Below are 12498 nucleotides of genomic sequence, written 5' to 3' on the forward strand. Positions count from 1 at the left end.
CACGAACATTCAGAGGAGCCCCGATGGGAGCCCGACACCTGTTCACGTCCGAGTCGGTCACCGAAGGCCACCCGGACAAGATCGCCGACCAGATCTCCGACGCGGTGCTCGACGCGCTGCTCACCCAGGACAAGATGAGCCGCGTGGCGTGCGAGACGCTGGTCACCACCGGTCTCGCGATCGTCGCCGGTGAGATCTCGAGCCGCGGCTACGTCGAAGTTCCGGAGCTGGTGCGCCGGGTGATCGGCGAGATCGGCTACGACAGTGCCGAGTACGGCTTCGACAGCCACACCTGCGCCGTCATGACGACGATCGACAACCAGTCGCCGGACATCGCGATGGGTGTCAACACCGGTGGGGCCGGCGATCAGGGGCTGATGTTCGGTTTCGCGTGCCGCGAAACCCCTCAGCTCATGCCGCTGCCGATCATGCTTGCGCACGCCATCACCAAGCGGCTCGCACACGTGCGGCGCCAGGGCATCATTCCCTACCTGCGCCCCGACGGGAAGTCTCAGGTCACGATCGAATACGACGGGCTGCGTCCCGTGAAGGTCGATACCGTGGTGGTCTCGACCCAGCATGCCGACGGCATCGCGCAGTCGCGCATCCGCCGCGACGTCATCAAGCACGTGGTGGAGCCGGTGCTGCCGAAGCGTTTCGCAAAGGGTCGCATCACGTATCACATCAACCCGACCGGATCGTTCGTCAAGGGTGGGCCGATGGCGGACACCGGACTGACCGGCCGCAAGATCATCGTCGACACCTATGGTGGCGTCGGCAGCCACGGCGGCGGCGCGTTCTCGGGCAAGGACCCGACGAAGGTCGACCGTTCGGCGAGCTATGGCGCGCGCTACGTGGCCAAGAATCTCGTGGCCTCGGGCCTGTGCGACCGTTGTGAGGTCCAGATCGCGTATGCGATCGGCGTCTCCGAGCCCGTCAGCGTGATGGTGGACTCGAACGGAACCGGCAAGGTGAGTGACAGGAAGCTCACGGACCTGGTGCTCAAGCACTTCGACCTGACGCCCAAGGGCCTCATCGAGGTTCTCAAGCTGCGCCGCCCGATCTATCGAAAGACTGCGGCCTACGGCCACTTCGGCCGCACCGGCCCTGGCTTCACATGGGAACGCACCGACAAGGCGAAGCTGCTCGCGAAGAGCGTGTAGGGCTCGACGGACATGATGGGACGGGCGCCTCGGACGGGGCGCCCGTTTGCTTTGGTCGTCGCTCATGGCTGTGCCATAGTCGGCCCGTTTTCCTCGGTTCCAATCCCACTCGAGGAGGTTCCGTCATGAAGACGAGCCGCCGCGGGCACGCCGTTCTCGTGCTCGCGACCTGCGTGACACTCGCGCTCGCTGCGGTCTGGAGCGGCGCGTCGAATGCCGTCGCGGCGAGGTCCAAGCCGATTCGCTCCGGCGTCACCGCGCCCCGCGTTCGCACCGGGCTCGAAAACCTCGAGCGCCGGGTGCAGGAGTTCACGCTCCCGAACGGGTTGCGTTTCCTGGTCGTCGAGCGTCACGAGGCTCCGGTCTTCAGCTACTTCACGGTCGTGAATGCCGGCTCGTCGGACGAGAACATCGGCACGACCGGGCTCGCACACATGATGGAGCACATGGCGTTCAAGGGAACGCGCGTGATCGGCACCTCGGACTTCGCGGCCGAACAGCCGCTGCTGGCAGCCGAAGAGGCGGCGTGGCAGGCGCTGTTCGCGGCCCGCCAACGCGCGGGGCGCGGCGACTCGACGCGACTCGCCGGGCTCGAGCAGGGGCTCACCGAGGCGATGAAGGCCTCGAACCAGTACGTGGTCTCGAACGAGATGAGCCGGCTGATCGAGGAAGCTGGCGGTCAGAATCTCAACGCTTTCACCGCGAACGACATCACGGCCTACTTCTATTCGTTGCCATCGAACCGTCTCGACTTCTGGGGTGCCATGCACGCCGGCGGCTTCGTCCAGCCGGTCTTCCGCGAGTTCTACAAGGAGCGCGACGTGGTTTTCGAGGAGCGCCGGATGCGCGTGGAGTCCTCGCCGGTCGGTCGCCTGGTCGACGAATTCATCCATGCCTCGTATGTGGCGCATCCCTACGGTTTCGGTGGAATCGGGCATCCGTCCGACCTCAAGGGCTTCAGCCGTTCTCAAGGCGAGGACTTCTTCCGGCGCTACTACGTCGCGAAGAACATGACGATCGCGGTGGTGGGCGATGTCACGCTCGATGAGGTGAAGCGGGTCGCAACGCGGTTCTTCGGCGCGATCTCGGCCGCCGAGCCACCGCTGCCTCCGACCACCGTCGAACCCGAGCAGAGGGCCGAGCGCCGCGTGATGATCGAGGAAGGCTCGCAGCCGCAGATCCTGATCGGCTGGAAGATTCCGGCCGCCACCGATCCGAGCTACGCCGCCTACAAGGCGCTCGCCGACCTGCTCGCCGGCGGCAACTATTCGCGGCTGGTGAAGAAGTTCGTGAAGGAGCGGAAGTCCGCCACCACGATGCAGGCGTTCACCGGCTTCCCCGGAGAGAAGTATCCGAACCAGATGATGTTGTACGTCGCGCCGGCGGCGGGGCAGGATCCCGAAGCGCTGGAGCGCGAGATCTACGCCGAGCTCGACACGCTCGAGTCACATCCGTTCACCGCCGAGGAAGTGGCGGGCTATCAGGTGCGGATGAAGGCGCAGAAGCTCGGTGCGGTCGACGCGAACGATCGCCTCGCCGGCGAACTCGCCCAGGCGCAGGCGCTCTACGGGGACTGGCGACAGTTCTTCCGCGAGCAGGAGCGCGTGCAATCGTTGACGCCCGACGCCCTCATGCAGGCGTTGCAGTCCGCCGCGAAGCGCTCGCGGCGCACCGTGGCGATGATCGTGAATCCGGCGGCGGGCCAGGCGCCCGCGGGAGGGCGCTGACATGCGAGTCGACTCGAGAAAGGCCGAATCCGTGTTCGCGCGCACGATCGCAGTCATGCTCGTGCTGGCAGCCGTCGCTTGCGCCACCGACGCGAGGACGGCGCGGGCCGCGGACACCGACTGGGATCCGCGCAAGGTCGAGGTTCCGGAGCTGCGTCCGGTTCGAGTGCCGAAGCCGGAGCGGCTCGCGTTGCCGAACGGAGCAGTGATCTATCTGCTCGAGAATCACGAGCTGCCGGTGGTGTCCGGAACCGCCTATTTTCCGATGGGGCCGGAACTGGTCCCGAACGAAAAGGTCGGGCTCGCTTCACTGCTCGGTGAAGTGATGCGCAGCGGCGGTTCTGCTTCGCATGCGGGCGACTGGCTCGACGACCGCCTCGGTCAGATCGGTGCGAGTGTGAACAGCAGCGTCAGCTCCGATCTTGCGAGCAGCAGCTTTCGGTGCTTGACCGAGAACACCGCGGAGGTCATCGGACTGTGGGCCGAGCTGCTGCGTGGGCCGGCATTCCCGGACGACAAGATCGAACTCTCGAAAGTCGGATTGCGCCGCGCGATCGCGAGTCGCAACGACGAGATGCTTGCGGTGCTGGGTCGGGTCGCGAATCAGGCGGTGTTCGGTAAGGACCATCCAAACGCGCGCGAGCCGGAGTACGCGACCGTCGACGCGATCGCCCGGGAGGACTGCCGGGTCCTGCATGGCCGCGTGTTCGTCCCGAATCGCATGGTGGCGGCGCTCTACGGGGACTTCCGCTCGGCGGACGTGAAGAAATGGCTGTCGGGGGGATTCGGCGGATGGGCGAAGAGCAGCTCGCCGACACCTCAGCCGGCCGCTGCTCCCGGACGTCAGCCGATGCGGATCGTGTTCGCGCCGAAGGACGACGTGACGCAGTCGGGCATCGTGGTGGCCGAACCTGGATCGCGCGCCGATGATCCCGACTATGCGGCGCTGCAGGTGCTCGAGACCGCGCTCGGCGGCGGCTTCCAGTCGCGGCTGTTCAATCGCATCCGCACCCAGCGCGGGCTGGCCTACGCGACCGGCGCGAGCGCCGGCATCCAGTGGCGACGTCCCGGCACCTTTCTCGCGTATTCGCTGACCAAGAGCGAGTCCACGATGGTCGCGTTCGACCTGCTGCGCGAAGAGTTGCGTCGCCTGATCGAAACCCCGCTCACAGCAGCGGAGTTGCTAAGCGCCAAGCAGTCGGTGCAGAACAACTTCGTGTTCAATTTCGAACAGCCTGCGCAGGTGCTGTTCCGCTCGGCCTTCTACGAGGTCAACGGCTATCCGGCCGACTTCCTCGACCGCTACCAGCAGTCGCTCGCTCGAGTCGACGCCACGTCGGTGCTCGAGGCCGCGCGCCGCAAGATCCATCCGTCGCAGCAGGTCGCGGTGATCGTTGGCAAGGAGAAGGACTTCGATCAAGCACTCGACTCGGCCGGACTTCCGGTCGAGCGCATCGACATCGCGATTCCACCACCGGCTTCCAAAGTCGCTGCCGCTCCGGCTTCGCCCCAGGCGGCCGCAAAGGGACGCGCGTGGCTCGACCGCGCCGCGGCCCTGGCGGGGGGACGCGCAGCGTGGACCGCGGTCAAGGGGGCGGTGCTGGAGCAGAGCGCCACGCTCTCGATGCAGGGCCAGCAACTCAGCCTCACCGGCAGGAATACCTGGGTGTTCCCGGATCGCCAGCTCGAGATTCAGACCCTGTCGATGGGGGAGATGCGCTCGGGAGTCAATGGCGCGAGCGCGTGGCGTTCGATGATGGGGCAGGTGCAGGACGATCCGAAGGGCGCTGCTTCACTGGCCGAGGAGTGGGAGCGCTCGTTGTGGAATCTGTTCGGTCCCGCCAGCGGGCTCGAAGCACTGGCGCTGGATGCGCCGATCGAGCTGAACGGCAAGCCGTGTGCCGCGGCGCTCATCAAGGGCGGCAAGGTGCGCGACCTGACGCTGATGTTCGCGGCCGACGGTAAGCTCGCGGGAATTGCCTACCAGGGGGAGGGCCCGCAGGGCCCGGCTCGACTCGAGCTCACCTACTCGGACTGGCGGGCGCACGGTGCGATCCAGTATCCGCACGGGCTTTCCATCAAGGTCGACGATCAGCCGTTTCTCGAAGCGAAACTGACGGGACTGACGCTCGATCCGGAGGTCGACCCGGGGACCTTCAAGAAACCCGGCTCGTGAGCGCGCCCGCGGGAGCGCGCGGGCGCTAAGTTCCGCGCGGGGTGAGCCGACGATACCGTCGCCCCGGGGCGTCGCCGGGACGCCACGGTGCGCCGTGGATCGGATCGATCACTTCCAGAAAGCGCCACGCGCGCATGTCGCGATCGGCTGAGAGCAGTTCGCGGACGCCGTGCTCGCGGAGAAGCAGCGCAGTCTCGAAGCCGGCGACCAGTCCCGGACCCTCGCCGGTTCTCCCGGCGAGCAACTCTCGGGCGACCGCGGCGTGGCGATCGGTCGGGCCCAGAAAGCGCAACGAGGGGCTCGTCCCGAGCTGATCCAGAAACGCCAGTGCTTCTTCGGGCCGGGCCGGTCGGCCGACCGCGTGCGGGTGGGTCACGAGCGCAAGGAACTCGTGCGCGACACTCCATGGCACCGCCCAGGGTCGTCCACCATTCGCGAGTGCCTCGAGCACCTGTGAGGCGCGTGGATGCTCGGGCGTGCCCCGATTGGCGGCCCACGCGAGAATGCTGGTGTCGACGGCGATCATGAGGTCTCCGAGTACGCCCGGGAGCGGGTGATCACTCCTCACCCTCGGTGGCCCGCGCGGGAGCGGGCCACCGATCGCGCCGAGCGGGACTCACGAGAAAGGGGCCGAGGTCATAGGAGGGCAGCACCACACGCGTACGCCGCGCACGGCCCGGGGACTCGAGCCCCGCGCGCAATGCTTCCTCGACGACGGCCGTGAGCGTGCGGCGCTCGCGCGCGGCGCGCTTTCGCAGTTCGGCGTCGAGGCCGGAGTCGAGGATCAAAGTGGTCCGTTTCATATGCGAAAGCATACGAATGATTCGAAGTCGAGTCACGGACAATTTCGCGAGCCTTGCCGCGGATCGTCCGTTCCGGCACAATCGCCCGCGTTCGTCACCGTCGATCCCAGCCTTCGATCGATCGCATCACTTCTCCGGAAAGGAAACGGCATGGTTCGCAAGTCTTCGAAGCGCAAAGCGATGGTCACCTCCAGCTCCTCGGAAGTCGGAGGTCACGTCAAGGATCCGAGTCTCGCTCGCGAGGGCCGCCTGCGCATCGAATGGGCCGATCGGCACATGCCGGTGCTGCGTGCGATCCGTGCGCGCTTCGCGAAAGAGCGCCCGCTGCGCGGCATGCGCATCGCCGCGTGCCTTCACGTCACGACCGAGACCGCGAATCTGGCGCGAACGCTGCAGGCCGGCGGCGCCGAGGTGCTGCTGTGCGGCTCGAATCCGCTGAGCACCCAGGACGACGTGGCCGCGGCACTGGTGTCGCACTACGGGATCGCCACGTACGCGATCAAGGGCGAGGATCACAAGACCTATTACTCGCACATCGTCTCGTGCATCGAAGCCCGCCCGCACATCACCATGGACGACGGCTGCGACCTCGTGACGGTGCTCCACACCAAGAAGCAGAGCTTCCTGCGCGACATCATCGCGGGCACCGAGGAGACTTCGACCGGAGTCACCCGCCTGCGCGCCATGGCTCGCAGCAAGGTTCTCAAGTACCCGGTGATCGCGATCAACGACGCCGACACCAAGCACCTGTTCGACAACCGCTACGGCACCGGCCAGAGCACCATGGACGGCATCCTGCGCTGCACGAACATGCTGGTGGCCGGCTCGACGGTGGTGATCGCCGGCTACGGCTGGTGCGGTCGCGGCCTGGCTTCGCGCGCCAAGGGCATGGGCGCCACGGTGCTCGTTACCGAGATCGACCCGTTGCGCGCGCTCGAAGCGGCGATGGACGGCTACGAGGTGAGCTCGATGGAGCAGGCGGCCCGGCGTGGCGATCTGTTCATCACGGTGACCGGTAACAAGTCGGTGCTGCGTCGCGAGCATTTCGCCGCCATGAAGGACGGCGCAATCGTCGCGAACAGCGGGCACTTCAACGTCGAGATCGACATCCCCGCGCTCGAGCGCATGTCGTCCTCGCGCAAGACCGTGCGTCCGTTCGTCGAGGAGTTCCGCGTCAAGGGCGGTGGCCGCGTCTACCTGCTGGGCGAAGGACGGCTCATCAACCTGGCCGCAGCCGAAGGCCATCCGGCGATGGTGATGGACATGTCGTTCGCGAATCAGGCGATGTCGGTCGAGTATCTGCGCAAGAAATATCGCTCGCTCAAGAAGCAGGTCTACGGGGTGCCCGAGAACATCGACAAGGAAGTCTCACGCCTGAAGCTCAAGAGCATGCGCATCGACATCGACTCGCCGACGGCCGAGCAGCTCAAGTACATGGCGACCTGGAACGAGGGCACGTAGCACGCCCGCTTCCCGAATCGCAACGCGACGCCCCGGCTCCTCACCGAGTCGGGGCGTTTGTGCGTCGGCATCACCCGCGCGACCCGAGCTTCGTTCGAGCGTGAATGAGCAGAAGGATCTGGCCGTAGTGACCGGCGAAGTGCTCGACCATGTGGTGCAGCACCCACTCGACGGTGAATTCCCGTCGTCCGCCGTCCGACCGCGGCCGCACGACCTCGCGTGACAGCTCGGAGTCTTCGAATCGGGACGTGACCCGCAGTGTATTCGCGCGCGCCCGCGCCATCAGATCGTCGAAGAACTCGATCGACCGTCCGTCGAGGGCGGCGGGAGGGGTCGCGCCGGCGGCCAGCGGCATGCCTTCCTCTTCGAGACCGAGTCCCAGCACCGCCTGAAGATCGCTGGTCGGCAGGCCCTCGAGGCCGACCGCCGTCAGATGGACTTCCGCGACTGCGAGGTGCGTGAGGAGCATGCCGATGGTGTTCATTCCGGGCGCGAGCTGCCAGCTCAGTGCCTCGGGCGTGAGCCCCCGCGTATCCGCGCGCAGTCGCTCCGAGAGGTCGTCGAGCTGGGCGACGAAACGCGCCACCGCTGCGGATCGATGCCCCGCCGGAACGACGAGTGCGCTGCGCACGATGTTCAACGCGCCGCGTCCCCCGCCACGTCCCGGTACCGATGGCGGATGAGCAGAATCTGTCCGTAGTGTCCCGCAAAGTGCTCGAGGAGGTGGAACAGAACCCAGCGAAGGTTGAATTCGCGCGTGCCGCCCGTACGCCGTTTCTGGATGCGGATCGATCCGAGTTCGGCATCGGTGAGCGGCAGGAGATGAACCGCGGCGTAGCGTCGCGCGGCTTCGAGCTTGTCGCGGTACCAGGCGAGATCGCGGTCCGCCAGGCCCGCCGGTGGCTCCGCATCGGCCGGGAGCGGCAGGCCGTCGTCGTCGATGCCCATGCCGAGCACCGAATCCGTATCGGGTTCCGGCAGGCCGATCACCCCGACTTGCGTCCAGAACACCTCGACCACCGCGAGATGCGCGAGCAGCATGCCGATCGTATTGTGCCCGCGACTCGGCTGCCATTGAAGTTCGGCGGGCGTGATGGCGCCGAGATCGTCCCACAGGTAGCGCGTGAGTTCCTCGAGCTGGGCGATCGTGAGCGCGCCGAATCCGGTCTGGCCGGGCGGCAGCTCGAGCAGCAGTCGTTCGTTCGTCGACATGCGTCCTCCGGGGGAGCGTTCGCGACCGGGTGAGCGATCGAGAACGCCATGAGAACGGACCTCGCGCGGGCGGTCAAGCGATTCACGATCGAGTCGCCGACATGATTGAATGCGCGGCGCCGCTCCCGATCGATCCGCCGATTGCCCGAGGACTCGAATGACGCCCGTCACGCGCCAGCCCGCCGATGCGTTTCGCTTTCCGGACGGCTTCCTGTGGGGCGCGGCGACCTCGGCGCATCAGGTCGAAGGCAACAACACGCTCAACGACTGGTGGGCCTGGGAACAGCAGGGTCGGGTGCCGGTCGCCTCGGGACTGGCGTGCGATCACTATCGACGCTTCCGCGAGGACTTCGATCTTGCGCGCGACCTCGGCCACAACGCGCACCGGCTGTCGCTCGAATGGAGCCGAATCGAGCCCGAGGAAGGGCGCTTCGACGACGCGGCGCTCACGCACTATCGCGAAGTGCTCGAGGCGTTGCGCGCGCGTCGAATCGAACCGCTGGTCACGCTCCAGCACTTCACGATTCCCCGCTGGCTGGCAGAGCAGGGAGGGTGGGAGAACGAAGCTACCGAGCGGCTCTACGTTCGCTACGTGCGGCGGGTGGTCGACGCGTACGGCGATCTGGTTCGCTGGTGGATCACCTTCAACGAGCCGGTGGTGCAGGTCTTCAAGGGCTGGATCGTGGGGCAGTGGCCGCCGGGGCGCACCGGAGACTACCCGCGTGCGCTGCAGGTGGTGCGCCGGCTGCTGCGTTCGCACGTGCTCGCCTACCACGAAATCCACACCCGGCGTCCCGATGCCATGGTGAGCGTCGCGAAGCACTGCCTGGCGCTGCGACCGAACAATCCGCGCAATCCGTTCGACTGGCTGTCGACGCGCGGGCGCGGCTACCTGTTCAATGAACTGTTCCTCGACTCGCTGCACACCGGCCGGCTCGCGCTGCCGGGCCAGTTCTTCGAACACCTGCCGATGGGCCGCACGCTCGACTTCATTGGAGCGAACTACTACACGCGCGATTTCGTGCGCAACACCGGCTTCGGACTTCCGGGCCTGGTCGGCACCTCGGCGACGCTCGACAACCCGCGCCACGTCGGCAAGCGCAACGACCTCGGCTGGGAGATCTATCCCGAGGGGCTGGGGCACTTCCTCCGCACCTTCCGGCGCTACCAGGTGCCGATCGTCATCACCGAGAACGGCATTCCGACTTCCGACGAGGACGATCGCTGGAGCTTCATCTTCCTGCACCTGTGGCAGGTGATGCGCGCGATGGAGGCAGGCGTGCCGGTCGCCGGTTATCTCTACTGGTCGCTGCTCGACAACTTCGAGTGGGCCGACGGTTACGACGCGAAGTTCGGACTGGTCGGCGTCAACTTCGCGACCCAGCAGCGCATCGTGAGGCCGAGCGCCCGGTGGCTGGCGGAAGTCACTGCGCGCAGCTCGCTGTAGTCAACGGACGAAAACACGCGACCCCCGGGGCGAGGCCTCCGGGGGTCGCGGAACCGTGCGTCGAGCGCGCCGCTACTTGCTCGAGATCCGCATGCCGTAGAACGAGCGATACACGAACACCAGCGCGATCAGCATGAACACCACCGCGACCGGAATCTGGATCGCCGGATTCGCGACCGCCATCTCGACGGCGAGCAGGCCGAAGAGCGTCGTGAACTTGATGATCGGATTGAGCGCCACCGACGAGGTGTCCTTGTACGGATCGCCGACCGTGTCACCGATCACGGTCGCGTCGTGCAGCGGGGTGCCCTTCGCATTCAACTCGACCTCGACCACCTTCTTCGCGTTGTCCCATGCACCGCCGGCATTCGCCATGTAGACCGCCTGGAACAGGCCGACCACCGCGATGCTCACCAGGTAGGCGATGAAGAACACCGGGTTGAAGAACGCGTAGGCGATGGTGAGGCAGAAGATCACGATGAAGATGTTGAACATGCCGTCCTGCGCGTACTTGGTGCAGATCTCGACCACGGTACGCGAGGTCTCGATGCTGGCCGCCTCGGCCGAGTCGAGCTTGATGTTCTTCTTGATGTACTCGACCGCGCGGTAGGCGCCGGTCGTCACCGCCTGGATCGAGGCGCCGGTGAACCAGTACACGGTTCCGCCGCCCATCAGCAGGCCGAGCAACACGTAAGGGTCGAGCAGGTCGAGCTTGAAGTTCTGGCCGCCCATGGCGTCGAGTCCGAAGTGCTTCTGCAGCGTCAGGACGATCGAGAACAGCATGGTGGTCGCACCCGCGACTGCGGTGGCGATCAGCACCGGCTTGGCGGTGGCCTTGAAGGTGTTGCCGGCCCCGTCGTTGTCCTCGAGGTAGTGCTTGCCCCTCTCGAAGTCGGGCTTGAATCCGAACTGCTTCTCGATCTCCTGCGCGGCTCCCGGAGTCGACTCGATCTGCGAGAGTTCGAAGATGGACTGCGCGTTGTCGGTCACCGGGCCATAGGAGTCCACTGCGATCGTGACCGGTCCCATGCCCAGCAGCCCGAACGCGACGAGACCGAACGCGAACACGGCCGGGTAGGTCATGTACTGAGCGAGCCCCTGCTGCGAGAAGTAGAAGGCGAGGAACAGCAGGACCGCGAGCGTCAGGCTCTTCCAGAACACCGAGAAGTTGCCGGCCACCAGCCCCGACAGGATGTTCAGCGACGCGCCGCCTTCCTTGGACGCCGACACCACTTCCTGGACGTGGCGCGAGTGCGCGCTCGTGAACACCTTTGTGAACTCGGGGATCACCGCGGCCGCGAGCGTGCCGCACGAGATGATCACCGACAGGGTCACCCACAGGTTGCCGCCGAGCGGCGCGAGCAGCCACTTGGAAGCGATGAACGTCACCACGATCGAGAGGATCGAGCACACCCACACCAGACTCGTGAGCGGTGCCTCGAAATCGATCTTGGTCTTGCCGGTGTTCTGCGCGCGCGCGAACGCACCGTTCGCGAGGTACGACACGATCGAGGTTCCGATCATCAGCACGCGCATCACGAAGATCCACACCAGGAACAGCGCCTTGTGTTCCGGGATCACGGCGAGCGCGATGAACGAGATCAGTGCCACACCGGTCACGCCGTAGGTCTCGAAGCCGTCGGCGGTCGGGCCGACCGAGTCGCCCGCGTTGTCGCCGGTGCAGTCCGCGATCACGCCGGGGTTGCGCGGATCGTCTTCCTTGATCTTGAAGACGACTTTCATCAGGTCCGAGCCGATGTCGGCGATCTTGGTGAAGATGCCGCCGGCGATTCGCAGCGCCGAGGCGCCGAGCGATTCGCCGATCGCGAAGCCGAGGAAGCATGCGCCGGCCTGCTCCGCCGGGACCCACAGCAGGATCGCCAGCATCATCAGGAGCTCGACGCAGATCAGCAGCACTCCGATGCTCATGCCGGCCTGCAGCGGAATCTCGTAGACCTTGAGCGGCTTGCCCTCGAGCGAGGCGAACGCGGTGCGGCTGTTCGCGAACGTGTTCATGCGGATCCCGAACCACGCCACGCCGTAGGAGCCGAGGATGCCGAGGATCGAGAACAGGAGGATCGTCACCACCCGCATCGCATCCATGTGCTGAATGAAGCCGAAGTAGTAGACGATGCATGCGCCGATGAAGAGTTCGAGCACGATCAGCAGCTGACCCTGCTTGAGCAGGTAAGCCTTGCACGTCTCGTAGATGGTGTGGGAGACGCTCAGCATCGAGGAGTGCGCCGGCATCGCCTTGACCTGCTGGAACATCACGAGGCCGAAGACCATGCCGAGCACGCACACTCCGAGCCCGTAGAACAGCAGCTGGCGCTGGGAGGGATCGAGAACGGGCAACTGCAGATCGAGCTCACTCGCCAGTGCGGCCGCGGGCAGCACGACCGAGGTGAGGATCGCGGCGATCACGCCGGGCAGCATCAGCTTCCGCAGGGTGGATCCCGCGGCGCGCAGAAGGTTCATCACAGGCTCCTCGGTAATTGGCTCCCGGCGC

At 66.1% G+C, this 12498-nt stretch carries 10 protein-coding genes; 5 read left to right on the forward strand and 5 right to left on the reverse strand.

Annotation, left to right across the window (positions count from 1 at the left end; genetic code table 11):
• Positions 1–23 precede the first annotated feature (23 nt).
• The 3 genes from HOP12_01950 (at position 24) to HOP12_01960 (ending at position 5066) form a co-directional block, all read left to right on the forward strand.
• Entirely contained in the window at positions 24–1163 is a 1140-nt protein-coding gene (locus tag HOP12_01950) for a methionine adenosyltransferase (GenBank protein ID NOT32913.1), read from the forward strand.
• A gap of 125 nt (positions 1164–1288) precedes the next feature.
• Positions 1289–2890, forward strand: coding sequence for an insulinase family protein (locus tag HOP12_01955; protein ID NOT32914.1), 1602 nt, complete (start codon positions 1289–1291; stop codon positions 2888–2890).
• Between the two features lies 1 nt (position 2891).
• Positions 2892–5066, forward strand: a complete 2175-nt coding sequence (locus tag HOP12_01960; GenBank protein NOT32915.1) for an insulinase family protein — start codon at positions 2892–2894, stop codon at positions 5064–5066.
• A gap of 25 nt (positions 5067–5091) precedes the next feature.
• On the opposite strand, the gene HOP12_01965 is transcribed toward HOP12_01960, so the two are convergent.
• Positions 5092–5592, reverse strand: a complete 501-nt coding sequence (locus HOP12_01965; protein ID NOT32916.1) for a PIN domain-containing protein — start codon at positions 5590–5592, stop codon at positions 5092–5094.
• 31 nt (positions 5593–5623) lie between these two features.
• On the reverse strand, positions 5624–5869 hold the full coding sequence (locus tag HOP12_01970) for a hypothetical protein (GenBank protein ID NOT32917.1): 246 nt from the start codon (positions 5867–5869) through the stop codon (positions 5624–5626).
• Positions 5870–6049: 180 nt separating this feature from the next.
• Here HOP12_01970 and HOP12_01975 point away from each other — a divergent pair, with 180 nt between their 5' ends.
• Complete coding sequence (locus HOP12_01975) at positions 6050–7330, forward strand: adenosylhomocysteinase (GenBank protein NOT32918.1); 1281 nt, start codon at positions 6050–6052, stop codon at positions 7328–7330.
• Positions 7331–7400: 70 nt separating this feature from the next.
• Here HOP12_01975 and HOP12_01980 read toward each other — a convergent pair whose 3' ends face one another.
• Together HOP12_01980 and HOP12_01985 are read right to left on the reverse strand one after the other, a co-directional pair.
• Positions 7401–7970: a DUF664 domain-containing protein gene (locus HOP12_01980; protein NOT32919.1), complete on the reverse strand. Its 570-nt coding sequence runs from the start codon at positions 7968–7970 to the stop codon at positions 7401–7403.
• A complete protein-coding gene (locus tag HOP12_01985) occupies positions 7967–8542 on the reverse strand; it encodes a DUF664 domain-containing protein (protein ID NOT32920.1) in 576 nt (191 codons plus the stop codon). Before HOP12_01985 ends, HOP12_01980 begins: the two co-directional genes overlap by 4 nt.
• A gap of 157 nt (positions 8543–8699) precedes the next feature.
• Between HOP12_01985 and HOP12_01990 the strand changes: the two genes are divergently transcribed.
• Positions 8700–9989: a glycoside hydrolase family 1 protein gene (locus HOP12_01990; GenBank protein NOT32921.1), complete on the forward strand. Its 1290-nt coding sequence runs from the start codon at positions 8700–8702 to the stop codon at positions 9987–9989.
• A 72-nt stretch (positions 9990–10061) separates the two neighbouring features.
• Here HOP12_01990 and HOP12_01995 read toward each other — a convergent pair whose 3' ends face one another.
• On the reverse strand, positions 10062–12467 hold the full coding sequence (locus HOP12_01995; protein ID NOT32922.1) for a sodium-translocating pyrophosphatase: 2406 nt from the start codon (positions 12465–12467) through the stop codon (positions 10062–10064).
• Positions 12468–12498 lie beyond the last annotated feature (31 nt).

It is taken from the genome of Candidatus Eisenbacteria bacterium (assembly GCA_013140805.1).
Lineage (GTDB): Bacteria > Eisenbacteria > RBG-16-71-46 > RBG-16-71-46 > RBG-16-71-46 > JABFRW01.